Raw genomic sequence first — 23,864 nt, forward strand, 5'->3', positions numbered from 1 at the left:
AAAATTGATTAATCCTACTTTCATTATTATTTTAAATCCCTATAAACTTCAAAAGCTTCTACATAGTTATGACCAACGCATGAACCTCTATACTTACGTTGTCTAATAATATTCGTTACTGATCTAGAATGAGGTTCAATTCTCATCTCTTCCTTATAAATAGCTAAAGACTTCTCCAGTTTATACATATGTTCTTTATCTAGTACATTGTACATAACAGGGTTAAACTGTTCAGTATTCCATTCAGTCGAAGATAATACTTCAAAGCCATAAATAGCTTTAACAGTACTATTTGGTTGTGGTCTAAATGCTGTCATTACAGCCCTCATCGTAATTTGATGATCAATATTTAAATCTTTGTTAGAATGTGTGTATATGATTTGAGGGTTCCTATTTTTTACAAAATCTTCTATTCCTTTAACAATAGATAGTAAGCTAACACTATCCATTTCATTGTCAGGATAAGACAATTGTTTATACTCCATTACTCCAAGATTTCTACAAGATAAAGAAAGAGCCGTCTCACGAATTTCTGCATCTTCAGAACTTCCACGAGCACTTACTCCATCAGTCATCACTAACAATGAAACAGAATCACCGCTGGCAACATGCTTGGCAATTGTTCCACCACATCCTATTACTTCATCATCAGAATGAGCAACGATAACTAATACTTCCATATTAATCCTCTTTTATCTTAAAGATAACTTCAGCTCGAACTTCACCACTTTCCATTTGAGCTTTTTTGAATGTTAAAACATAATCATTAAATTCTAAGAATGCATTAGGGTAACCTTCAGCATCTAACATTCGAATATAATCATAAATTTGAGAAATATCCTTACAATTCTCTAAATTGCCATCTTCTGGCTTTCTTCTTTTAAAGCTTGTTACTTCTCCAACTTGATCAACAGGGGTTGGATTTTTTTCTACAATCATAGGTATTAATTTTCGGAATATTATTTCAGAAGCTCTTGTAAATATCTCCTGGGCCGTTCCAGCAAGACTCAAGTCATATTTAGTATATACAGGACCAGCATCTAGCTCCTTAACAACCTTAATTGCTGAAATTTTAGTTTCAGATTTACCATTTACAATTAAGTTTTGTAATGGGCTCCCTCCCCTACCGTAAGGTAAGTCTGTCATATGAAAAACAATACAATTATAATTATCATAAATTGACTTAGGAATGATATGCGACCAATGAGGAAAGAAAACGTACTTAGGATTTATAGATTCTAAGAGTTCTTGAGTTAATTCATGTTTTTCTTTAATTAAGATATATCTATCGTCATTTGAGAAGTATTTTTCAAAGTTTTCAACATTCCACTCCCCCCAAGTTGCTATAATAAATTTATCCAATTTTTCTCCCTATGAAACAGCTCGTCATCTATATTTTTCAAAATATTTAATATATAATCATCATACACAGAGGTTAATAGTATGAAAATCAACAATAGAGAAATCGGTCCAAATAATAATCCATATATTATCGCAGAAGTGTCTGCAAATCATAATGGAGACATTGATAAAGCAAAAGAACTCATCAAACTTGCAAAAGAGTCTGGTGCAGATGCGGTAAAAATTCAAACATATACCGCTGATACAATGACATTAGATATAGATACAGATGAGTTCAAAATAACTGGCGGCTTATGGGACGGCTATACTCTCTACAATCTTTACAAAGAAGCATATACTCCATGGGAATGGCACAAAGAGTTATTTAACTATGCTCAAAAGCTTGATATTACAATTTTCAGTACTCCATTCGATGAAAGTGCTGTTGACTTTCTAGAAGAGCTTAATGTGCCCGCTTATAAAGTTGCTTCATTTGAAATGACTGATTTAGTTCTTATTGATTATATTGCTCAAAAAATGAAACCTATAATTATTTCTACTGGAATGTCCACGCTTGAAGAAATCAAGGAGGCTCATGCTACAATAACAAAGTATCACAATAATGTTGTTTTTTTACATTGTGTAAGTAGCTATCCCACAAAAGCTGAAAACTTTAATCTCAGAATGATGAATACTATTAAAGAAATGTTAAATGTAGATATCGGTTTATCTGATCACTCCTTAAGTAATACAGCAGCTATCGCAAGCGTTACACTAGGAGCAACAGTTATTGAGAAACACTTTATAAAAGATAGAAGTGACAAGGGTCCTGATTCAGATTTCTCTTTAGAACCAAGTGAACTAAGATCTCTATGCAAAGAAACAAAAGTAGCATGGGAGTCTCTTGGGAAAGATGATTTTTCAAACAGAGAAAAAGAATCAGCAAGCAAAAAGCACAGAAGATCAATTTATTTTGTAAACGATCTAAAAGCAGGAGACTTGATAAAAGAAGAAGATATTAGACGAGTTAGACCAGGAAATGGTCTTCCTCCAAAATATTTCCATGAGTTAATTGGAAAAAGAGTTAGCAAAGATGTTTCATTCGGAGAAGCTGTAAAATGGGAGTCGATTTCTTAAGGAAAATCGGCTCTAAATCTTTTATACTTTTTCTCTAGAGCCAACCAACTCGACTTAAACAACCTATATTTACACAAAACAATTTCTTTATCACTTTTAATAACCTTATATTCATTATTAAGTTTTTCATAACCATGTTTGTTATGTATTTTAATTACCGCTTTATTGTTTTTGAAAACTTCTGCATCTATATACTCTAAATCTTTGTATCTATCTAAAAATATATAATTATAAAAATATGGAAGCACCATTGGGCCTAATAAGGTATATTTTTTTTCTCCTATATAAAAACCCCAAGACATGTCCTTTTCATCAAGATATATACTCCCTATTCTTTTATTGTCATAATTAATAATCCAAAACTTATATTCATCATTTTTTAAATAGGCTTTAAACCACTTCTTTTGATTTTCAATTGAATTTTGAATATCTGTATTCATAAACTTAGTTACATGTTCAGATGTTCTCCATTTAAGAACTAATTCAAGATCGTTTTCAGAAATTTCTTTAAAATTAAACATTTTCATTATCCCTATTTGCTCATGTATACTAAACCTAATGAAAAAAATAATAATTGTAACAGTAAGTGATAAAAATAGAGGCTTAGGCCATATATCTAGATGCGTCAGCTTATATCATATGATGAAGGATCATTTTAATATCTCCTTTATAGTAAATGACATTGATTTTTCTATCAATAGTTTTAATGAACTTAAATATTGCAATATAGACTCATTCACTTCATTCCAAAGTCCTGACTTTATAATAGATCCTCAATCTATTTATGTTCTTGATGGTTATGACTTCACTTTAGAATTTCAAAAAAAATTAAAAGAAAACTGCGAAAAACTAATAATGATAGATGATTTAAATGATCGAGACATTAATTGTGACGCTATTATAAACTATAACTTAAATGGTCCTAATGAAATTTATAAAATTAAAGAACAGTACAAGGGGATTAAGTACGCCCTTCTTAGACCTATATTTTTAAATAATATTAAAAAAAAATCAAATAATTATAGTTTAAATTTTAAAAATGCATTAATCACTCTTGGCGGAGGGATTAAATATAATGGAATAGTAAAAATAGTGAAAGTACTCCATGAGTTAAATATAAAGATTTCCGTTATTATAAATCCATTACATCCCGAGTATAGACAACTTAAAGAAATGAATGTTGAACTTTACTGGAACTTGAATGAAGTTGAGATATATAATATTTTTAAAAATAAAGACTTCGTTATCAGCGCGCCCAGTGTTACATCTTTTGAACTGTTATCCATGTTAAAACCATTCTTTGTAATCCAGACTGCGGACAACCAAGAAAAAAATTTTAAAGAACTAATAAATCAAAAACTCGCATTTAATCTTGGACATATAAATGATTTATGCACTAGCAAACTAAAAAAAACAATATCAACTGCTTTAAGAGATAAACTAAGTATACATAAAACAAGAGAAAGGCAAAAATCGATAATAAAAGAAATCAATCCAGATAATTATATGGAAGTATTCAACTAACGTTTACGCTTAAACCTATCACCTGAAAAACCAGAATCAGTAAACTCAATATAAACTGGTCTTTTAAACTTTTCCAACTTTTCTTTACATAGAATTTTAATCTTTGATTTTATTTCTTTCTGACTGTTAATATCATCAATTTGAACCTTGCATGCAACAACATTTCCGACAAGACTATTCTCTTTAGAAAATACAATAGCATCTCTCACTTCATCTAGTGAAAGGATCACACTTTCGACTTCTGATGGATATACTTTCTCTCCACCAACGTTAATAATTTCTGAAATACGACCCAGGATTTTATAAAAGTTACCATCCTTAAGTACTTTATCTTGAGTATTAAACCAACCATTTTCATCAAATGGAGAAGGGGCATTCAAATAACCAAGCATGGCCATTGAAGACTTAATAAAGATAATATCATCAACAACTTTAAAACTATGATGACTATCTTCTAAAATTTCAATCCATAGAGAATTATTAGACTTTGATCTTGTTCTTAATATACCAACTTCAGATAAGCCATAAGTTTGTTTCATCTTAACATTTGGAAAAACATTAACAAATGAGTTCAATGTTGACTGTGGCATTGGTTCAGTACCATAAGTAACAACTTTTAATGATGAAAGGTCGTACTGTGAAAATGCTTTTGAAACAAGAAGCATATTGATAAAAGTTGGTGAGGTAGGAAGTACTTCAATTTTATAATCTTGAATTAACTTAGAAATATAACTTGGGTTTCTATTCTGAGGTAATACTAAGGTTCCACCATTAGCTAATGTATAAAGTAAAGTATTTACTCCACCAATATGATCAAATAATAAAAAGGCTATCGAATTGATTGCCTTACCACCATCTAAATACTTATTAAGCATAGGTGAAAAGTTGTGAACAGATGCCTTTGGCTCACCTGTAGTCCCAGAAGAAAAAAGTATCAATCCTGGATTCATACTTCTCTTTAAACCAACTAAAATTTCATGACTCGTTTGTGTATTTAAGTCTTCAAATTTATTAGTTTCAAAATCGTAAAAAAATTCAACTTCAGCAATCCTTAGCTTATCTCTTACGTCTTTTACAGTGTTAGCTAAAGGTACATATATACAATTTATTTTAATCAAAGCAAGCATAAGACCAATAGAGTCGATTGAATAATCTCCTCTTACAGAAAAAACGCTTCCATTAGGAATTTTCTTTTCTTCTAAAATATTTTTCCACTTTTTATAAGAATCAAGTACTTCTCGATAAGTGATCTCTGTATCTTTTACAAGAGCAACTTTATTTTTATTAAGCTCAAATATTTTCTCAATATGACTAGAAAACACTAATTAACTCCACCTAAGTATAAAATTTGTCCGTTTATAAATGTACTTCTCTCACTAACAAAGAAATCTAGAACATTTAAAACATCATCAAATTTGCCTTTTCTTTTAATCGTTTGAGATTTTAATAAAAGTTCAATCTTTTCTTCTGGAACACCTGCAATCAATGATGTATCAACTGGAGTAGGTCCAATTGCATTAACTCTAATTTTCATCGATGACAGTTCTTTAGATATAACTCTTGTTAAAGACTCTACTGCTGATTTTGAAGCAACATAAAGAGCCTCACCTTCTAAATTAAGGGGTACAGCTACAGTTGTAAAATTCACTATAGAAGGATTTTGCGATTTTCTCATAATTTTTGAGCACTCTCTGCACATCAAAAATGTTCCTAAAGTGTTTACGGAAAATAGTTTATCGTATGTCGATTTTGGTGTTAACAAGAAATGGTTCATAGATGCCATTCCCGCATTATTAATCAAAACATCTAAATAAGAGTATTCTTTTTTTATACTCCTGATCATTGTTTTAATATTATCTTCATTTGTAACGTCACAAATGTAATGTCTATAGTTTTTATCTTCGATTATATTATCAAAAGATCTGCTACAACCAATAACTATGAAACCTTTAGAGAGATAATACTCTGCAGTAGCACGACCTATCCCCCTACTTGTACCAGTTACTAAAATAATCATTATACAAGCTCACTAACAAATTCAGTCAAACGATTCACATTAGAAAAAGGGCTATTCTTCATTGAAAAAGCCTTCTCATTTACAATCGATATATCTTTATCAAATTCATCTGCAATTCTTGATTCAATCTCAACTAAGGCATTAACAAGGTCCATAGAATCCAGAATACCTTTGTCTCCAAAAAGTATATCTTCACTATTAAGTTTATGATCAATACCATTATCTTCTAAAACTTCATTTAATGCTTCTAGAATGATTGTTTCTATTTTATCTTTCATACTAATTCCTTTTCTCTTAAATATTTAAATTTAATTTCTGCAAGATCCCAGTCTGATAGTTCGTCAATATCTTGAACAAATAAATTGTCCCTTAATACATAAGTGGTATTTTTACTTACGAGACCCATATTGTCTAAAATTACATTCTCTTTAAAGAAATAGTATTGACCACAGTCATGATATAAAGGAGTTAGATCTTGAGATCTCTTTTGAAAACTTTCATTATCATCAATTAATATTTTTTTTTCTTTTAAAAAAAATGCTCTTTGCGGAGGGAATGAAAACTTTGTAACAGGGATCAGACTATCAAATTTATCTTTAGTAAACTCTTTGAAAGCTTTTAAAAGATGATCACCTGTAACAAATGGCGCAGTAGGATAGAAACAACAGTAATGATCGTAACTCTCACCTAATTCTTTTAAGTTTAATATTACTTCTTTAAGAACATCTGCAGTTGTAGCGAAGTCATCTGAGTTCTTATCGCTTCTCATAAATGGAACCTCTGCTCCATATTCTTCACTCACTCTTTTAATTTCTTCATCATCAGTTGATACAATCACACGAGAAAAAATACCAGAATTTAGCGCTGCCTCGATTGAGTAAGCAATAATAGGCTTCCCACAAAAGTCTTTTATATTCTTTCCAGGAATCCTTTTACTCCCTCCTCTTGCAGTAATAATAGCGATTGCAGACATAACTACTCCTTAATTACATTTTTTAGAGTATCGCATATATAATCAATTTCTTCTTGCTTAAGTAGTGAATACATAGGAATAGAAATAATTTGTTTATATGTCGACTCAGATATTCCTAAGTTAGAATACTCAGCTATTTCCTGATAATAAGGTTGTTTATGAACTGGGTAGTAATGTATTTGGGCACCAATATTTAACGAATGTAGTTTTTCAAATATCTCTTTTCGTTTATTTGCTTCAACTTTAATTACGAATAAGTGATAAGAGCTCTTACGGTCATTTTTTACTTTTATAAAATCAATTTTTTCTTTGCTTAAAAAAGAAATATAAATATCAGCTATTTCGTTTCTTCTTTCAATAAAAGTATCTAAACGAGACAGTTGTGATATTCCAAGCGCGGCTTGAAGTTCTGTCATTCGATAATTATAACCAAGTTCATGTTGTTCGTAATACCAAGATCCTTCATTCGACCTTTGGAGGTTATCTTTAGTAACACCATGAGTTCTTAGAAGCTTTACCTTTTTATCTATTTCAGAATTATTAGTAAGAAGTGCCCCTCCTTCAGCTGTCGTAATAATTTTTACAGGATGAAAGCTAAAGATACTAATATCACTATACTTACATGAACCTACTTTCGTATCTAGGTACTCACCACCAACTGCGTGTGAAGCATCTTCAATTATTTTAAAACCAAACTTTTTAGAGAGCTCAAATATTTCTCTCATATCACAACTCTGTCCACACATATGAACAGGTGTAACAACTTTAGGGAGCTTATCAGCTAATTGCGCCTTATTTAATTTTTCCTCAAGGGCCTTAACACTTATATTCAATGTATCTGTTTCAATATCGACAAAATCAACTTTTGCACCACACATTAATGCAGCATTTGATGTAGCAACAAATGTAACAGGAGTAGTCCAAACGATATCATCTTGTCCAACACCTAATGCCAAATATGCCAAGTGTAGTGCACTAGTTGCAGAGTTCATGACTGAACAATATTTAGCACCAGTATATTTAATGAGGCCTTCTTCAAATTCTGGTACACACTTTCCTTGTGTAAGGAATGGTGATTTTAATACTTCTACTACCGCTTCAATATCAGCAGAACTAATATCTTGTTTACCATATGGTATCATTCAACTACCTTAAAGTTTGGATCAACATGTTCCTTAATAAGTTCTCTTAATTCTTCAACAGTAACCCATTCAGTATTTGTACCTGAGTTATACTTGAATCCTTTTTCCACATATTTAGCATTAAAGTGTTTCATATACTCATTAACATCCCATGGAAGAACAGATGGTAAAATTACATAATATTTTCCGCAGTCGATTGTTGAGAATGAATCAGTTTCTGTAATCATTTCTTCGTGAAGTTTCTCTCCAGGTCTAATTCCAATAACTGGCTTTTCTGCATTTGGTCCAATTGAATTCGCAACATCAAGAATTTTATAAGAAGGGATTTTAGGAACAAAAATTTCTCCACCCCATGCGTGCTCCATAGCATAAAGAACCATGTCAACACCTTGATCTAATGTAATATTAAACCTCGTCATATCAGAATCAGTAATTGGTAGAACACCTTCCGAAGCCTTTTTCATAAAAAATGGGATAACAGAACCACGTGACCCCATTACGTTTCCGTAACGAACTACTGAGAAGTCTACCTCTCTATTACCTCGCATATTATTAGCTGCTACAATTAGTTTATCTGAACATAACTTAGTTGCACCATATAAGTTAATTGGTGCGGCTGCCTTATCTGTCGATAAAGCTACAACTTTTTTAACACCACAATCTAATGCCGCATTAACAACATTTTCAGCACCTAGAATATTAGTCTTAATACATTCCATAGGATTATATTCTGCAGCTGGTACTTGTTTTAGTGCAGCAGCATGAACGATAACATCAATTCCTTCACAAGCTCTTCTTAGTCTTTCTCCATCTCTTACGTTTCCAATGAAGAATCTTAGTTTCTTTGTATGCTTTTTAAACTCTGGAATGTTGGCCATTTCAAATTGCTTTAATTCATCACGAGAAAATATAACAATTCTTTCTACTCCTGGATAATCCTCAAGAATTCTAGAAATGAATCTCTTACCAAAAGATCCTGTACCACCTGTTACTAATATTGACTTATAATTCATAGATAACTCACTTTTATTCTAAATAAACTTCTCGTAATGCGTAGAAAGTACCGCATTATCACTCAATTAACAAGATATGTTATTGATTTCAGGATAAGTACCCCAACCATCTTTTGAATAATATAGATATCTATCATAATTAATAACTTTTGAATAAACAGATATTCTATAAAAAATATTATATAACTATATCCTAATTTTTAAACAAAAATAAAAAGTAATGGTCTAGCTATTTAAAAAATATTTTATACTTATCTAGTCTTAAGAAAGACAATTGTATTAATAAGTATTTTCGACTCTTTTTTGTTAATAAATTAGAAAAAACACTAAAGAAGGAATAGGAGATTAAAGTTGCATACACTGCACCTTCGGTACCATATTTAGGAATAAGAAATATATTTAACAAGATGTTTGAGAATAAACCAATACATAACCTCAATACAGAGAAATATAAATATTCATTCTTCTGCTCCCAGATTTGCTGCACCAAATTAAGAAACAAAAAAGGAGTTGAGAGAATATAAAGGTTTAAAAGCTTAATACTTTCGTTATACTTCTGATCAAAAACAAATTCTAATACTGGTGCTGAAAGTAATAATGTTACAGTTGCAATTAATGCGCCCATAATCATCAAGACCTTGTTAACAAAGTTATATGAAATGTTAACAAGTTGCATATCGTTCTTATTGATACTAATAAGCTTTGGAAAAACAGAGACTACTACAGATGAAGCTAAGAACATCCAAGGTTCAGCAAATTTAACAGCAACACTATAGTCAGCAACATCTTCAAACGATAAATAGCTCTTTAATATAAACACGTCCACTCGCTGCGTCAATTGCACTAATAAAACAGAAATGAAAAGGGGAAAGGATTTAACAAAAATATTTTTTACAATACTAAAACTAGGAAGTTTTATATGTTTGAAATTATTAATCTTTGCTTTAAATGTAAATATATTAATGATTGAAACAATAACAAATTGTAGAGAGAAAACCGCACATTGAAATGTTAAACTTATAGGATTTAATAATCTTATTAAATTAAACGACAAACTCCCTATTAATTGAGATGTTGAACCATATTTAGATAGTAAGAGACTGTCAAAATAATAAGAAATTGGACTAAACGATCTAAAAAATAATGCTATCATAAAAAAAGACCACAAATACCATTCTTGGCTCTCTCGAAACCAGAACATACTTATCATCAAAGCCAAAAAACAAAATATCATACTAATAAATATTGAAGAGAAGAGCCTACTTGTATCATCGGTACCACTTTCTAAGAAATACTCCTTAAGAATATTGCTATGTGTAAGGTGTTCAAACATAAGAAATATGTAAAAATATGATGTTAAATATTGAAATGTACCAAAGTCTGTCTTAGTCATTTGATTAGCAACATACATAGTACCTACAAAAGAAATACCTATTCTCAAGACACTTGGAAAGAATTGCCATATAATGTTAGAGTAAATTTTTGTATTGAGAGAATTCATTTATGAATAAAATATCACAAAAAATTTTTAATGTAATAACATACAATTTAAACCAAATACTTTTTTGGGTAAGAAGTCCACATAGACTAAAAATGAAGTGTAACGGATACAAAAATGTTAGAATCCCATTCTGGATGGGAATAGGTAAAGATACAGAAATCAGAATTTTTAATAAGCAAAAGAATCATATAAGTGTTTCTTTCGGAAAAGGGTGCTGGGTAGGAAAAAGGGTAAGTCTTACGACTACTGGAAGTCAAAAAATAAGCCTTGGTGATAATTCTAGTATTCAAGATGGTACACATTTAATTGGCGACATAGAGATAGGATCAAATGTGTTATTTGCACCAAATGTTTTTGCTTCCTCTGGAACACATATTTTCAAAGAAGAACCGATGATGCCAATTAAGCATCAAGATGCAAAGTATAGTCATATAAAAGACAAGTATAATAAAAAAATAAAAATAGGTGATGATGTTTGGATAGGTACTGGTACTTACATTTCTCAAGGCGTTACTATAGAAACAGGTGTAATAATTGGTGCCAACTCTGTAATCACAAAAGATATCCCAAGCTACAGCATTGTAGTTGGTAATAATAAGATTATTGGAAATAGAAAGGATATGTAGATGTCTCGATTTTTATATTTGCTACATAGAGCTTTATTTATATTAACAGGTGGGCTTTGGAATGATCTTTTAAGTCTTCTTATTAAGATATTTAGAAAGAAAAAAAAGTTAAACATTTTACAAGATGATCCTTTTTTTAAAATACAAGATGAAAAATCAAGCTTTTTAAAATCGATGAATAAAAATGGCTACTATATCTTTAATTATAAAATTCCAGAAAAGTTAATTACAGAAATTAACCAAGAAATTGCTAAACAAGAATATAATATTAGAAATGTTAACAATAATACAAAACTAGCATATTATAAAGATTTTCATAATTCTCCAGAATCAAATCGCTATGACTTGGCCACTAATCGAATCCTTAGCATTAAAAAGTTAGCTAATCTTTCATCATCACAAACACTCGTAAAATTAGCACAGAGTTACTTACAAACAAAACCAATACTAGATTTAATTACGCTTTGGTGGTCATATCCTACAGATAATAATAATCTTAAAAATATTAATGCTCAAATGTACCACTTTGATATGGATAAGATAAAATTCATTAAATTCTTTCTTTATCTAACTAATGTAGAAAAAGAAAATGGACCACATTGTCTATACAAGGGCTCACATAACAAGCTTCCAATTAAACTTAGAAAAAAGGGGCGCTTCACTGATCAAGAAGTTGCTCAAGCATATGGCGCAGACAAAGAAATAAAAATAACTGGTTCACCGGGATCAATCATTGCAGTTGATACAAGATGTATTCACAAAGGTGATCCAATATTAAAAGATTCAAGATGTATCTTTCAGCTTCAGTTTAGCAATTCAACATTCGGCAAAAAGTACGATGATGTTATTGCACCACGATTTGTAAATGCTCTAAAAGAAAAGAAAATTTATGATGAATTTATCTATCAATTATTTCGCGAGTGATTTTTTTAAAATTCTAAAATAGCTAATTAGAAAGTAAGTCATAAAATAAAATGGAAATGTAAAAGCCTTATAAGATCTTAAAACTCGTAAAACTTTAAGTGAGTGTTTTATCTTATTGCGCGAAAGACTACTTAGAAGGATTCGATAAGCAATTAGATTTTCTTTAATTAATATAGCTTTTGATCCATCTTTTAGTAAAGATAGCCATAGATAGTAGTCTTCTACTCCACTATATTCTTTAGCTTCATTAAATTTATAGATCAACTTATCTTTATTAATTAATACAGACGAAAGATAAATCGTATTTTTAATTAAAGTACTATTATAGGAAACATCCCTTGTTTTAATTTCATTTAAATTATCCTTAAAGTTATAACTTTCACCATCAAGAAAGTCATATTTCAAAGAAGAAACTAAAACAGCATTAGAGCTTTCAAGGATTTGAAGTTGAATTTCTATTTTTTTAGGATGCCATATATCATCTGCATCTAGGAAAGCAATATAATCACCAGAACTACAATTCACACCTATATTTCTAGGACCTGCAGGTCCACCATAATTTTGTTCACACTTTTTTAATATGAACTTTACATTGCAATTAGAAAGATAATTTTGAACAACTTCATAAGTATTATCCTTAGAACAATCATCAACTACGATAATTTCCAAATTTTTATGTGTTTGGTTTACAACGGATTCTAAAGTTTCAACAATGTACTGCGAAGCATTGTATACAGGAATTATAACTGAGACTAAGTCGTTCATATTAATGTGCCATAATTTTAATAAGTAAGAATATTAGATATATCATGTAGATTATAGCAGAAAAATGTTTAATAATAATAACTAAATTAAGAGATTTAAATATTCTATTAAGAATGTAAAAGTAAATAATATTATGATTTTTAAAGTACTCCTCTATCTATTTTCTGCATTTATCATTACATATGCAACAATTCCAATTCTTATTAAATTTGCAGAATTTACGAGACTGTATGCAGAAAAAAATCATAGAACATGTCATGAAACACCAATACCATCACTAGGCGGAATTGCTCTTTTTATGGGAATATGTTTTTCATCTCTATTACTAACACCAAATGCTGAATTTGGAACAATTCAATATTTACTGGCCACTCAATTTATTATTTTCTTTCTTGGACTTAAAGATGACATCTTTGTACTTTCGGCTAAAAAGAAGCTACTAGTACAAATTATATGCGCACAAATTATCTTTTTTTATTCAGGTGTAAAAATAGATAATTTCTACAATGTTCTTGGTATGGGTGAACTAAATGAAGTTAACTCTAATATAATTACGACTTTAACATTTGTTGGCCTTATAAATGCTTTTAATCTAATTGATGGAATTAATTGGTTAGCAGGCCTTATTTCCATATCAGCATGTTTATTCTTAGCAACATGGTTTGGTATTAATGGTTTTCAAGTTGAACTTGGCGTCACTCTCTCACTTATAGGATCGTTACTGGCTTTCCTTAAATTTAACAAAACTCCTGCAAAAATATTTATGGGAGACACAGGCTCACTCCTAATAGGCCTGACTATTTCATATCTTCTTATAAGGTTTATAAATTTAAATCACAAATCTGCAGATTTAGTTTTTCAATTCAGATCAGCACCTTCAATAGCTGTGGCAGTTGTCTTTGTTCCTCTACTCGATACCCTAAGAGTAATGTTTCTAAGGATACTAAGTGGACACAGTCCTTTTACACCTGATCAAAATCACTTACATCACATACTTTTGAAACGTGGACTTACACATATACAATCTTCGCTAGTATTATTCACTATAAACTGTGTCTGTATCATCGTTGCCATAACACTTCACAGGGTTACAGGAAAAATTGTAATACCAACCATGTTCATCGTACTTTTTACTTTTTTTAATCTCATCGCTTTTAACCGAATGGGAAGAAAGTATCTTAATGTAACTATTTAAATAATTAGACTGAAATTTAGACAAAAAAAAAGGCAGTCTTACGACTGCCTTCCTTTAAAAATCAATTTTAGATTTTCGAATTAACCAGCAAGGAATACTGAGATAAGTACGAAAATTACAAGTGATTCCATAAGTGCTAGACCAAGGATCATTGGAGTTTGAATCTTGTCAGCAGCAGATGGGTTTCTTGCGATACCTTCTAGAGCAACAGATGCAGCTCTTGATTGTGCAGCAGTACCACCGTATGCAGCGATAGCCATTGCTAAGAAATACGCGATGTACTTAATTGCTTGAGTGTTTTCCATAATAGTCTCCTAAAACGTTAGTTACTTTGATCAAGTAACAGTTAAATTATTAAGTTTAAGTTTTAATTAGTGTGCGTGGTGCTCATCATGATCGTGGTGAGCAGTTGCAAGACTAATATAAACCATTGATAACATTGTAAATACGTAAGCTTGGATAAAACAAACTAGAAGTCCAAGTAAGTAGAATGGAATTGCAGCACCAAACATACCAACATTTACACCAAGAATTTCAAGGTTAAGGAATGTTGTAAGTACGTGGTGGTCACCCATCATGTTACCTCTAAGACGTAATGCTAGAGATAGTGGACGAATAAAGTTTGAAAGAATCTCAATTGGGAAAATTAAGATTGCCATGTACCAAAGTGGCCCTGCAAAGTGTGCAAGGTAATTCATTGTACCAAGTTCTTTACAACCTTTAATGTTGTAATAAACAAATGAAAGTACACCAAGAGCAAGAGTTGTATTGATGTATTCAGTTGGTGGTAAGAAACCTGGAACAAGACCGATAACGTTCGCTAAGAAAATTGTAATAAATAGGAACGAAATGAACTTGAAGTATTTTGGTGCATCATCTTCACCAAGAACTGCACGACATTGAGTGTAGATAAATGATCCATACATCTCAACGATGTTTCTTAAAGAAATTCCTCTATCTGGAACTACTGTCTCATCTAGAGTCATTTTAGAAACACGCATTCTATAAAGAAGCGCTACAAGTAAAATGATGATTGCAACGAATGACTTAGTGAAGATGTGATCTACATAACCTAAGTGAAGAGCATGTGAAAGTTCACCTAACCAAAGGAAACCACCTGCTGCATGTGCATTTGTTGCAAATATTGTAGTTAAAAGAAGGGCTATTTTTTTCATTATTAGTCCTTTTTGATGCTGACACCCAGCACAAATATATTTAAGAAATAATTTATTACCGGTATAATTATCTTACTTTGAAGTATTTGTACACCAAATAATAGGGCACCGATTAAAATAACAAGCTTCCCTATAAACAAAAACGATAGATACTTACCATTGGCTTTGTAGCCATCAACGCGATGTGGCCTTATCAGCTCATCCACGGCCATCCAAAACATCAATAAATATATTACAGTGGCAAAATAGCAAACTGCGAACGCTAACCACTCCTTGCCTGGAGTCAATAAATATAAGCACGCAAGGGCCATCGGTAGTGACAACATAAAGAAGCGGATAAAATCGATTTTGTTAAGAAGTTCTTTAAACATGGCTGCATTGTTACTATAATTTGCATTGATTTCAAATACTTTTGACAGGAATATCTATGACAGAATCAAGAAAGCTCAATTTGTTTGCTTGGGCCATTTTCTTTTACTTAGTAATGACAGTTTTTCACAAAGCTTTTGTTTCTATCGGAATGCTTTTGATTCTTGTATTAGCATTTTACACTTCAAAAGAATCATTCATTGCTGTTTTTAAAGAGAAGAAGCATATCTTTCTTATTAGTTTAGTCCTTACTTTTGTTTTATCAATAGTAGTAACTGGTGAAGGTGAACTTAATAAAATTAAATATTACATCCCTCCTATATTATTCACAGCTGCATTTTATCAATATGGCCCAAAAATATCTGATCAGTGGATTAGAAGAATTGTATTTTGGGTATTAACTCTTAGTGCAATCAGTTCTGTTGTCGGATTTATAGCGGTTAACTTTGATTATCATATTTTAAAATTTAAATTAGTTAGTACTCCAAGAAATAGGGGGGCATTTCTTGGGATCATGTATTACTCGTATACGAATGCAATCATATGCGTAATGTCAGCAGCTCTTTTAGTTCATTACAAAAAATTTAAAAAATATGTGGATATTAAATTAGTAATTATCACTTTAATCTTAAATCTTATCGGTCTTTACTTTACATACACTCGTGGTGCTATTCTTGCTTTTATTGCAGGACTTCCATTCATATTTTATTACACAAACAGAAAAACTTTCATTTCATTTTTTCTTACAGGCTTATTACTAGCTTCTGCAGTTCTATATATAATCTTTGGTAATTCTGGTCTTTCTTTCTATCGCTTTAAACCAAACTCAACAAGTGATAATGCACGAATTGTTATGTTTAAAACTGCTGCCATTATGTATACAAGAAAACCTGTACTAGGCTACGGTTTTCAAAATTATCAAGAACCTTGTAAAATTGTTCAAGATGAACTTGATTTAAAACCTAGATGGTGTCATTTCCACTCACACAATCAATACCTAGATGCATTTGCACTAGCTGGAACATTCGGTGGAGTTGCATTCTTATTATTTTTTGGTTCGTGGCTTTTCACATACCTAGTTGGTTATAGAGACATTTATTTATTTTCTTTACCAGGATTAGTAACGTTCCTAGCAATCTGTATGACAGATACGCCGTTCTATATGAGCTCAGTCGTTTCAATTATTTTTGTACTCTACGGAATGCTTTACGTAAAAAGAGAAGCTTAAAAGGCAAAAGGTACGTCGATATTTTTATAGGTATCGATGTACTAACCTCTTATTTTTTTCAGATAATTTAAACTCGCCTCTCCTAAGACCACTCTTTATAATGTTTTCCATTTCAGCACAGTAGCGTTTTTCTCCAAAAGCTTTTTCTTTTGCAAAGTGAAAATGTGGTTCAAAGTTAAACTGCTTAGCTTCATATGAACTAAAGTGCAAAGAGCTATAAGGATAACTATGAATATCTTCTGTAAGCCCTGCACGTATAGGGTTTTGATAAATATAGCGATAGACTGTCTCTAAATATCTTTGGTCATTAACGATCGTAGCTTTGTACTCATTGGCAAAGCAATGATTCTCACGCTTGGCCCGTCTATTAAGTTCACGAGAAAATCTTCGATTGAAATACATCATAAAATGATGAAGATTACATTTGGGAGTAGAAACTAACAAATGATAGTGATTAGACATTAAAACAAAGGCGTGTATTTTTGTAGGTGCATTATCTTGTGCATACTTTAGTGACTCTTTTACTAAGTCCCAAACTTCATTAATCGGTATTGAAAACCAATCGCGATTATTCGTTCTTCTTGTCACATGATATGGAAAGTTATTTTGGAAAATTCTTTTTTGTCTAGGCATGAGAGCTTTATGCAACATTACCAGAAATCTTTAAATTAATAGCTTAATGTAATTTAAAATATTTCGTTTTAAGAACGGTACGTCGATACTTTTGACAATTTCCATTAGTTATAAATATTTGTGCTCAAATTTAGATTATATTTCACTTAAAACACATGCTTTTTACCTTAAATGATTAATGGTTCATGGATAAAATGAGAATTTGAGTCATATTAGAGGGATTGTTTCTTATTTTGAAAGCTAAGTTATTGGTTTTTCCAAAAGTATCGACGTACCTACCTACTTCTTACGAAGCGCATAGATAACCATCGAAATTAAAATATTTCCAATTACCGCAAGAAAAATCCCTACGGCCCAGCCTTGAGTGATGATACCCTTCTCAACAAGTTCCCATAATCCCCAAGCAACGATTAAAGCCGTTGAGGGTAGAGACATGGCAAGCGCCATGGGCTTAATCCATTTCGGGTCGTATAAAGCCATTATCTCTTCCTCGCTACACGGCGTTCGTAGACAGAGTTAAGGCGATCTTGGATAACTTTGTTATTTGGGTATTCCCCTAGGATTGAATAGTAGAGGTCGTAAGCAGTTTGAAGACGTTCAAGTGTTTCATAGCAGTTGGCCATGAGAAAAATTGCGCGCACTTTGAGGTCGCGGCGATCTTCACGCTTGATGTACTCGCGAAAGTACTGAACGGCGCGATTCCAGTCTTGCGACTCAAAATACATAATTCCCGATTGAAAGAAACTATCAACGAAGTACTTGTGGTTTCCGTTATTGTGCATGGAAACTAAGTGTTCATTGGCCTTATCATATTGCTTTAACTTGATATATGAACGGGCCAGACGAAATTCGTATAAGTCGTGATTAGAAAGCTTAGGCCTAAAGGCAGAAAGCTGATTATAAACCTCTGCGGCCTTGGCGTAGTCATTGATATAAAGAAAAGCAATCTCACCAATACGTTCTTGAGTTTTTACCAGCCAAACTGGATCTGTTGTAAGCTTTGGAATTTTCTCATAGAAATGAATTCCACGCTTATAATGGCCAAGAGAGACAGCATAGAGTTCCGCAATTTGGTAATTAATCTTAATTTTGATTTCATCATTTGGCGCCATCTCTAAGATCTTATGGTACTGCTTCACTGCTTGGGCATACTCTTGATTTGAGATGTGATTTTGCGCAATGAGGATATCTTTGTGAATTCTTGGAGTGAAATCACAAGATGTAAGTAAAACGAGGGCCAGTAGAAAACTGGCCCTTATGAATTTACTCTTCAGAAGTTGATCCATCTTCATCATCTGCTTCAATAATTTTTGCAATTGAAACAACCTTCTCACCTTCTTTAGGCTTGATTAGACGAACACCTTGAGTCGCGCGTCCCATAAGAGATACGCCACTTACTTTCGTACGAACTACTTGTCCGCGGTCAGTAATGATCATGAGATCATCTTTATCTGTTACTGGTTTAATTTGAACAATCTCACCGTTCTTCTCAGTTAATCTCATTGCGAGGATACCTTTCCCACCACGAGTCTGCTTACGGTATTGAGAAGATTCAGTTCTCTTACCGTAACCTTGAGAAGTTACAGATAGGATTTCCATATTATCGTCAATTAATTCCATACCGATGATTTTTTCTTCTTCTGGATTAATATTGATACCTTTAACACCTTGAGATACACGGCCCATAGGTCTTGCATCGTTAGTATCGAAACGGATGATCTTACCAGCTGATGAACAAAGTAGGATATCTTTTGATCCATCGTTAATTCTAACGTTTACAATATGGTCACCGTCTTGAAGTTTAATTGCAATTAGACCCGACTGTTTAACATTTGAGTACTCTTCAAGAGCTGTCTTCTTAACTAGACCTTTGTTAGTTGCAAAGATTAGATACTTCTCATTCATATCCATATCGTGAGGTACACAGATAATTTCTGTTACGCGATCTCCACTTGGAATTTGAATAAGGTTTGCAATATTTCGACCCTTAGAAGTTCTCGTTCCTTCAGGAATTTCGTAAACCTTCTTCGAGAATACTTGCCCACGACTTGTAAAGAATAGAAGCTTATCATGAGTATTTGCCGTAAAGATATTTGTGAAGAAATCGTCTTCGTTAGCAGCACCCTTAACACCTTTACCACCACGCTTTTGCGCTTTGTAAGTATCAAGTGGCATACGCTTTACGTAACCTTTGTGAGTGATTGTTACAATCATCTCTTCACTTGCAACTAGGTCTTCAATTTGAATTTCATCAGCTTTAGCAACGATTTCAGTTCTTCTCTCGTCACCGTATTTCTCAATTACTTCAGTAAATTCTTCTTTGATGATTGCTTTAATCTTATCTTCAGAACCAAGGATTCCTTCTAAACGTGAGATCTCTTTCATTATAGCTTCGTAATCAGCAATAATCTTATCTCTTTCTAGACCAGTTAGACGTTGAAGTCTCATATCTAGAATAGCTTGTGCTTGGATTTCACTTAGTTTAAATGTAGACATTAATTTCTCACGAGCATCTTGTGGCCCGTCAGACTTCTTAATCATCTCTACAACTTCATCGATATTTTCTACAGCAACTTTTAAGCCTTCTAAGATATGCGCACGTTCACGTGCCTTCTTAAGTTCGTATACTGTACGACGAATAATGATTTCTCTTCTGTGATCAATGAAACACTCAAGTTGTTCTTTAATATTAAGAACTTTTGGAGAAGAATTAACAATTGATAAGAAGATAATACCAAATGATGATTGTAGTGCTGTTTGCTTATAAAGCTTATTCATTACTACTGTTGCGATCTCACCTTTTTTAAGGTCAATAACAACACGAATCCCCTCACGAGAAGACTCATCACGTAGATCAGAAATTCCTACAAGTGATTTAGAGTTTACAAGATCAGCAATTTTTTCAATTAGCTTAGCTTTGTTAACTTGGTATGGAAGTTCAGTAATAACAATTCTTTCACGATCTTGTTTCTTACCATGGATTTCAACATCCATTTTTGCACGCATCTGAACAACACCCTTACCTGTTTTGTAAGCAGAGCGAATACCTTCAGTACCGTGAATTGTCCCAGCAGTTGGAAAATCTGGACCTGGAATAATCTTCATAATATCTTCGATCGACATTTCACGATTATCAACAAGTTCAGTTAAGGCCGTCATAACTTCAGTTAAGTTATGTGGAGGAATATTTGTTGCCATACCTACGGCAATACCAGCAGAACCGTTAACTAAAAGATTAGGAATCTTAGTTGGAAGAACTGTTGGCTCTTTAAGAGAGTCATCGTAGTTTGGTTGCCAATCAACTGTTTCTTTATCTAAGTCTTTTAGCATCTCTTCAGAAAGCTTCTGCATTCTGATCTCTGTATACCTCATGGCCGCAGCGTTATCTCCGTCAATAGAACCGAAGTTCCCCTGACCTTGAACCATTGGATATCTCATTGAGAAATCTTGGGCCATACGTACGATTGTATTATAAACCGCAGAGTCACCGTGTGGGTGATACTTACCAATAACGTCACCAACTACACGGGCAGACTTAAGAAATGGTTTATTGTGGTAGTTACCTAGCGAGTGCATCGCATACAGACAACGACGGTGAACTGGCTTCATTCCGTCACGTACATCTGGAAGTGCACGACCAACGATTACAGACATTGCGTAATCAAGGTAACAATTTTTCATCTCATCGCGAATACCGATTTGTTGAATATTTCCGTGGTTATGGTTTCCACCATCTCCGTTATCATTTTCATTTGTGATATTTGTTTCATCAGTCATAACTTAGTCCTATACGTCCAGATTTCTAACATTAAGTGCGTTTTCTTCAACAAACTGTCTTCTTGGTTCTACTTGATCACCCATTAGAACAGAGAATACAGAATCCGCTTCAATTGTATCTTCGATCTTAACTTGGAGAAGAGTTCGATTTTCTGGATTCATTGTTGTTTCCCAAAGTTGTTCAGGGTTCATTTCTCCTAGACCCTTATAACGTTGGATGTACGCGCCTTGTTTAGCATCGTCGATAATATAAGATGCAAATGCTCTTAGTGATTCAAATTCTTTTGCATCACCTTTTTCACCCTTAACGATAAATTTTCCAATTTTGTATTTTTGGATTCCATCATATAGGTTCATAAGATCTGCATACTCAGAAGATTCTAGAAAGTAAGAACTTAGTTTGAACTTCTTCGTTCTTGCTGTTGTCTTAACATTGATACGAAGTAAGTGTGACTCATGTTCTTTATCTTCTTCAATTGAGAATGTGTAATTTCTTAAAGTTTCAGACTCTTGTGTTTTGAAGTGTTCATCAAGTTTATTAACAATTACTTCAAGCTTTGAGCGATCTTTAAGATCAGCAGCTGTGATTCCAATTTCTTCAATAAGATGTCTTAATAAGAATGTATCGAAGTGAATATCATATGACTTAAGTGTTTTATCATATTGAGTAAATTTATTAATTAAGCCTTTAGCAACTTCTTCATCAATCATTTCACCATCGAAATTAATAGAAGTACCTTCGATTGCATTTGCAACTAAGAAAGTCTCAAGAGCTTTTTCATCTTTAAGATAAATTTCTTTCTTACCTTTCTTGTACTTATATAATGGTGGTTGAGCGATATAAACATAACCTTGCTCAATCAGTTCAGGGAATTGACGATAAAGAAGTGTCAGGATCAGAGTTCTAATGTGTGAACCATCGACGTCGGCATCTGTCATGATAACTAGTTTATGATAACGAAGTTTTGAGATATCAAAGTTACCTTTTCCAATCCCAGTTCCCATTGCTTGAACAATCATTTTAATTTCGGCGTTACCAAGCATTTTGTCATAACGAGCTTTTTCAACGTTAAGGATCTTCCCTTTTAGTGGAAGAACGGCCTGATACTTTCTATCTCGTCCCTGCTTTGCAGAACCACCGGCAGAGTCACCCTCTACGATATAAATTTCAGAAAGTGCCGGATCTTTTTCCTGGCAATCTGCCATCTTACCTGGCAGGCCACCCATATCAAGAACAGATTTTCTTCTTGTTAATTCACGAGCGCGACGAGCAGCTTCACGTGCCGCAGCTGCATCAACAGATTTTCTAATAATCGTTTTAGCTGTCGATGGATTTTCTTCTAAGTACCTCTTAAGTGCATCACCAACTAGAGAGTTAACGATACCTTCAACCTCAGAGTTACCTAATTTGTCTTTTGTCTGACCTTCGAATTGAAGTTCTGGAAGCTTAACAGAGATAATTGCTGTTAACCCCTCTCTCATATCATCACCTGTTAAATTCGTTTTAATTCCTTTAAGCAGGTTATTATCTTTTGCATAAGCATTTAGAACACGAGTTAGTGCTGTTTTAAATCCAGAGATATGAGTTCCACCACCTGGAGTTGTAATGGCGTTGGCATAACCAGAAAGAACTTCTGAGTATGAATCAGTCCATTGCATTGAAATTTCAACTTCATAATCTTCTCTTGATTCTGCAATATAGATTGGCTCTTTGTGTACAACAGTCTTTGCTCTGTTTAAGTACTCAACGAATTGAATAAGCCCACCTTCATAATGGAAAGTTTCATTTTTATCAGTTCTCTCATCTTTAACAACGATCTTAAGACCTCTGTTAAGAAATGCCATCTCTCTAAAACGATTTGTTAGTGTATCGTAATTGAATTCGTGTACTTCAAAAATCTCATTATCTGGTTTGAAAGTAACAGAAGTACCTGTTTGATTTTTATCTTCTAATTCACCAACAACTTTCAGTGGCTCTTTAGTTACACCATGGTTGAATTCTACTTGGTGAATTTTCCCATGCTTTTTAATTTCAACTTTAACCCACTTAGATAGGGCGTTTACAACAGAGGCACCTACACCGTGTAGACCACCTGAAACTTTATAAGCACCACCATCTTCGTTAAATTTTCCACCTGCGTGAAGCTTTGTATATACAAGTTCTGCCGCTGACACACCTTCTTTTGGGTGAATATCTACAGGGATCCCTCGACCATCATCGATAACTGTTACAGAGTTATCAACGTGAATAATTACTTTAATTTCGCTACAATAACCTGCAAGCGCTTCATCAACTGCGTTATCAACAATTTCATATACACAGTGATGTAGACCACGATTGGCCGTATCCCCAATATACATCCCTGGTCTTTTTCTTACGGCCTCTAGTCCTTCAAGAACACTAATCTGGCTTGCACCATATTCTTGTCCGACCTTACCAATACTTCCTGCTTGATTTTCTTGATTTTCCAAAAGGAACCTCTCTTCCAATTTCTTGTGTCAGTGTGTTGTTGTAAAAATATTA

25 protein-coding genes are annotated in these 23,864 nt (G+C 32.8%); 6 read left to right on the forward strand and 19 right to left on the reverse strand.

What is annotated here, in order from left to right; all coding sequences use genetic code 11:
• Positions 1-26: 26 nt before the first annotated feature.
• Together M902_RS09790 and M902_RS09795 are read right to left on the reverse strand one after the other, a co-directional pair.
• Positions 27-680 (reverse strand): PIG-L deacetylase family protein, encoded by a 654-nt coding sequence (locus M902_RS09790; protein WP_021267500.1) that lies wholly within the window; start codon positions 678-680, stop codon positions 27-29.
• Between the two features lies 1 nt (position 681).
• Positions 682-1,362: a formyl transferase gene (locus M902_RS09795; protein WP_021267421.1), complete on the reverse strand. Its 681-nt coding sequence runs from the start codon at positions 1,360-1,362 to the stop codon at positions 682-684.
• Positions 1,363-1,443: 81 nt separating this feature from the next.
• Here M902_RS09795 and pseI point away from each other — a divergent pair, with 81 nt between their 5' ends.
• The gene (pseI, locus tag M902_RS09800; RefSeq protein ID WP_021267641.1) at positions 1,444-2,478 is read left to right on the forward strand and encodes a pseudaminic acid synthase; all 1,035 of its coding nucleotides are present in this window, start codon (positions 1,444-1,446) and stop codon (positions 2,476-2,478) included.
• Here pseI and M902_RS09805 read toward each other — a convergent pair.
• Positions 2,475-2,999 carry a GNAT family N-acetyltransferase gene (locus M902_RS09805; RefSeq protein WP_021267681.1) on the reverse strand — a complete coding sequence of 175 codons (525 nt, stop codon included), beginning with the start codon at positions 2,997-2,999 and terminating at the stop codon, positions 2,475-2,477. The two genes, pseI and M902_RS09805, sit on opposite strands and share 4 nt — an antisense overlap.
• Before the next feature lie 37 nt (positions 3,000-3,036).
• Between M902_RS09805 and M902_RS09810 the strand changes: the two genes are divergently transcribed.
• A complete protein-coding gene (locus M902_RS09810; protein ID WP_021267737.1) occupies positions 3,037-4,002 on the forward strand; it encodes a PseG/SpsG family protein in 966 nt (321 codons plus the stop codon).
• On the opposite strand, the gene M902_RS09815 is transcribed toward M902_RS09810, so the two are convergent.
• The 7 genes from M902_RS09815 to M902_RS09845 form a co-directional block, all read right to left on the reverse strand.
• Complete coding sequence (locus M902_RS09815; protein ID WP_021267555.1) at positions 3,999-5,324, reverse strand: fatty acid--CoA ligase family protein; 1,326 nt, start codon at positions 5,322-5,324, stop codon at positions 3,999-4,001. The two genes, M902_RS09810 and M902_RS09815, sit on opposite strands and share 4 nt — an antisense overlap.
• Positions 5,324-6,019, reverse strand: a complete 696-nt coding sequence (locus M902_RS09820; RefSeq protein WP_021267516.1) for an SDR family oxidoreductase — start codon at positions 6,017-6,019, stop codon at positions 5,324-5,326. Before M902_RS09820 ends, M902_RS09815 begins: the two co-directional genes overlap by 1 nt.
• On the reverse strand, positions 6,019-6,297 hold the full coding sequence (locus M902_RS09825; protein WP_021267409.1) for a hypothetical protein: 279 nt from the start codon (positions 6,295-6,297) through the stop codon (positions 6,019-6,021). The genes M902_RS09820 and M902_RS09825 overlap by 1 nt, the downstream gene beginning before the upstream one ends.
• Entirely contained in the window at positions 6,294-6,992 is a 699-nt protein-coding gene (pseF, locus tag M902_RS09830) for a pseudaminic acid cytidylyltransferase (protein ID WP_021267511.1), read from the reverse strand. The genes M902_RS09825 and pseF overlap by 4 nt, the downstream gene beginning before the upstream one ends.
• A 2-nt stretch (positions 6,993-6,994) precedes the next feature.
• Positions 6,995-8,134 (reverse strand): UDP-4-amino-4,6-dideoxy-N-acetyl-beta-L-altrosamine transaminase, encoded by a 1,140-nt coding sequence (pseC, locus tag M902_RS09835; protein ID WP_021267489.1) that lies wholly within the window; start codon positions 8,132-8,134, stop codon positions 6,995-6,997.
• Positions 8,131-9,147: a UDP-N-acetylglucosamine 4,6-dehydratase (inverting) gene (gene pseB / locus M902_RS09840; RefSeq protein ID WP_021267695.1), complete on the reverse strand. Its 1,017-nt coding sequence runs from the start codon at positions 9,145-9,147 to the stop codon at positions 8,131-8,133. Before pseB ends, pseC begins: the two co-directional genes overlap by 4 nt.
• Positions 9,148-9,376: 229 nt before the next feature.
• Positions 9,377-10,648 carry an oligosaccharide flippase family protein gene (locus tag M902_RS09845; protein WP_021267558.1) on the reverse strand — a complete coding sequence of 424 codons (1,272 nt, stop codon included), beginning with the start codon at positions 10,646-10,648 and terminating at the stop codon, positions 9,377-9,379.
• A gap of 2 nt (positions 10,649-10,650) precedes the next feature.
• Here M902_RS09845 and M902_RS15980 point away from each other — a divergent pair, with 2 nt between their 5' ends.
• Positions 10,651-11,274 (forward strand): DapH/DapD/GlmU-related protein, encoded by a 624-nt coding sequence (locus tag M902_RS15980; protein WP_052607428.1) that lies wholly within the window; start codon positions 10,651-10,653, stop codon positions 11,272-11,274.
• A complete protein-coding gene (locus M902_RS09855; protein ID WP_021267582.1) occupies positions 11,275-12,198 on the forward strand; it encodes a phytanoyl-CoA dioxygenase family protein in 924 nt (307 codons plus the stop codon). It abuts the gene before it with no gap.
• Here the strand turns inward: M902_RS09855 and M902_RS09860 are convergent.
• Positions 12,184-12,963: a glycosyltransferase family 2 protein gene (locus M902_RS09860; RefSeq protein WP_021267750.1), complete on the reverse strand. Its 780-nt coding sequence runs from the start codon at positions 12,961-12,963 to the stop codon at positions 12,184-12,186. The two genes, M902_RS09855 and M902_RS09860, sit on opposite strands and share 15 nt — an antisense overlap.
• A 133-nt stretch (positions 12,964-13,096) precedes the next feature.
• Between M902_RS09860 and M902_RS09865 the strand changes: the two genes are divergently transcribed.
• Positions 13,097-14,158, forward strand: a complete 1,062-nt coding sequence (locus M902_RS09865; RefSeq protein WP_021267682.1) for an MraY family glycosyltransferase — start codon at positions 13,097-13,099, stop codon at positions 14,156-14,158.
• An 80-nt stretch (positions 14,159-14,238) separates the two neighbouring features.
• On the opposite strand, the gene M902_RS09870 is transcribed toward M902_RS09865, so the two are convergent.
• The 3 genes from M902_RS09870 to M902_RS09880 all read right to left on the reverse strand — a co-directional run bounded on the left by M902_RS09870 (position 14,239) and on the right by M902_RS09880 (position 15,704).
• A complete protein-coding gene (locus M902_RS09870; protein WP_021267602.1) occupies positions 14,239-14,463 on the reverse strand; it encodes an ATP synthase F0 subunit C in 225 nt (74 codons plus the stop codon).
• 66 nt (positions 14,464-14,529) lie between these two features.
• The gene (gene atpB, locus M902_RS15985) at positions 14,530-15,333 is read right to left on the reverse strand and encodes a F0F1 ATP synthase subunit A (RefSeq protein WP_021267718.1); all 804 of its coding nucleotides are present in this window, start codon (positions 15,331-15,333) and stop codon (positions 14,530-14,532) included.
• Between the two features lie 2 nt (positions 15,334-15,335).
• On the reverse strand, positions 15,336-15,704 hold the full coding sequence (locus M902_RS09880; protein WP_040314564.1) for a hypothetical protein: 369 nt from the start codon (positions 15,702-15,704) through the stop codon (positions 15,336-15,338).
• Between the two features lie 56 nt (positions 15,705-15,760).
• Between M902_RS09880 and M902_RS09885 the strand changes: the two genes are divergently transcribed.
• A complete protein-coding gene (locus M902_RS09885; RefSeq protein WP_021267557.1) occupies positions 15,761-16,930 on the forward strand; it encodes an O-antigen ligase in 1,170 nt (389 codons plus the stop codon).
• 24 nt (positions 16,931-16,954) lie between these two features.
• Here the strand turns inward: M902_RS09885 and M902_RS15990 are convergent, their stop codons facing one another.
• From M902_RS15990 to gyrB, 5 genes are all read right to left on the reverse strand, one after another.
• On the reverse strand, positions 16,955-17,563 hold the full coding sequence (locus tag M902_RS15990; protein ID WP_198011892.1) for a transposase: 609 nt from the start codon (positions 17,561-17,563) through the stop codon (positions 16,955-16,957).
• Positions 17,564-17,842: 279 nt separating this feature from the next.
• The gene (locus tag M902_RS09895; protein ID WP_021267714.1) at positions 17,843-18,043 is read right to left on the reverse strand and encodes a hypothetical protein; all 201 of its coding nucleotides are present in this window, start codon (positions 18,041-18,043) and stop codon (positions 17,843-17,845) included.
• Positions 18,043-18,879, reverse strand: coding sequence for a lipopolysaccharide assembly protein LapB (locus tag M902_RS09900; protein ID WP_156979804.1), 837 nt, complete (start codon positions 18,877-18,879; stop codon positions 18,043-18,045). Before M902_RS09900 ends, M902_RS09895 begins: the two co-directional genes overlap by 1 nt.
• Complete coding sequence (gene gyrA, locus M902_RS09905; RefSeq protein ID WP_021267603.1) at positions 18,827-21,340, reverse strand: DNA gyrase subunit A; 2,514 nt, start codon at positions 21,338-21,340, stop codon at positions 18,827-18,829. Before gyrA ends, M902_RS09900 begins: the two co-directional genes overlap by 53 nt.
• Before the next feature lie 9 nt (positions 21,341-21,349).
• Positions 21,350-23,812, reverse strand: a complete 2,463-nt coding sequence (gene gyrB, locus M902_RS09910) for a DNA topoisomerase (ATP-hydrolyzing) subunit B (RefSeq protein ID WP_021267406.1) — start codon at positions 23,810-23,812, stop codon at positions 21,350-21,352.
• Between the last annotated feature and the right edge of the window lie 52 nt (positions 23,813-23,864).

Origin of the sequence: Bacteriovorax sp. BAL6_X, assembly GCF_000443995.1 — a bacterium.
GTDB lineage: Bacteria > Bdellovibrionota > Bacteriovoracia > Bacteriovoracales > Bacteriovoracaceae > Halobacteriovorax_A.

What these genes read in the sequence shown, in the direction of transcription:
- M902_RS09790 (WP_021267500.1), bottom strand. Translation starts at nt 680, where the DNA reads ATGGAAGTATTAGTTATCGTTGCTCATTCTGATGATGAAGTAATAGGA.
- pseI (WP_021267641.1), top strand. Translation starts at nt 1,444, where the DNA reads ATGAAAATCAACAATAGAGAAATCGGTCCAAATAATAATCCATATATT.
- M902_RS09805 (WP_021267681.1), bottom strand. Translation starts at nt 2,999, where the DNA reads ATGTTTAATTTTAAAGAAATTTCTGAAAACGATCTTGAATTAGTTCTT.
- M902_RS09810 (WP_021267737.1), top strand. Translation starts at nt 3,037, where the DNA reads ATGAAAAAAATAATAATTGTAACAGTAAGTGATAAAAATAGAGGCTTA.
- M902_RS09820 (WP_021267516.1), bottom strand. Translation starts at nt 6,019, where the DNA reads ATGATTATTTTAGTAACTGGTACAAGTAGGGGGATAGGTCGTGCTACT.
- M902_RS09825 (WP_021267409.1), bottom strand. Translation starts at nt 6,297, where the DNA reads ATGAAAGATAAAATAGAAACAATCATTCTAGAAGCATTAAATGAAGTT.
- pseF (WP_021267511.1), bottom strand. Translation starts at nt 6,992, where the DNA reads ATGTCTGCAATCGCTATTATTACTGCAAGAGGAGGGAGTAAAAGGATT.
- pseC (WP_021267489.1), bottom strand. Translation starts at nt 8,134, where the DNA reads ATGATACCATATGGTAAACAAGATATTAGTTCTGCTGATATTGAAGCG.
- pseB (WP_021267695.1), bottom strand. Translation starts at nt 9,147, where the DNA reads ATGAATTATAAGTCAATATTAGTAACAGGTGGTACAGGATCTTTTGGT.
- M902_RS09845 (WP_021267558.1), bottom strand. Translation starts at nt 10,648, where the DNA reads ATGAATTCTCTCAATACAAAAATTTACTCTAACATTATATGGCAATTC.
- M902_RS15980 (WP_052607428.1), top strand. Translation starts at nt 10,651, where the DNA reads ATGAATAAAATATCACAAAAAATTTTTAATGTAATAACATACAATTTA.
- M902_RS09855 (WP_021267582.1), top strand. Translation starts at nt 11,275, where the DNA reads ATGTCTCGATTTTTATATTTGCTACATAGAGCTTTATTTATATTAACA.
- M902_RS09860 (WP_021267750.1), bottom strand. Translation starts at nt 12,963, where the DNA reads ATGAACGACTTAGTCTCAGTTATAATTCCTGTATACAATGCTTCGCAG.
- M902_RS09865 (WP_021267682.1), top strand. Translation starts at nt 13,097, where the DNA reads ATGATTTTTAAAGTACTCCTCTATCTATTTTCTGCATTTATCATTACA.
- M902_RS09870 (WP_021267602.1), bottom strand. Translation starts at nt 14,463, where the DNA reads ATGGAAAACACTCAAGCAATTAAGTACATCGCGTATTTCTTAGCAATG.
- atpB (WP_021267718.1), bottom strand. Translation starts at nt 15,333, where the DNA reads ATGAAAAAAATAGCCCTTCTTTTAACTACAATATTTGCAACAAATGCA.
- M902_RS09880 (WP_040314564.1), bottom strand. Translation starts at nt 15,704, where the DNA reads ATGTTTAAAGAACTTCTTAACAAAATCGATTTTATCCGCTTCTTTATG.
- M902_RS09885 (WP_021267557.1), top strand. Translation starts at nt 15,761, where the DNA reads ATGACAGAATCAAGAAAGCTCAATTTGTTTGCTTGGGCCATTTTCTTT.
- M902_RS15990 (WP_198011892.1), bottom strand. Translation starts at nt 17,563, where the DNA reads ATGCCTAGACAAAAAAGAATTTTCCAAAATAACTTTCCATATCATGTG.
- M902_RS09895 (WP_021267714.1), bottom strand. Translation starts at nt 18,043, where the DNA reads ATGGCTTTATACGACCCGAAATGGATTAAGCCCATGGCGCTTGCCATG.
- gyrA (WP_021267603.1), bottom strand. Translation starts at nt 21,340, where the DNA reads ATGACTGATGAAACAAATATCACAAATGAAAATGATAACGGAGATGGT.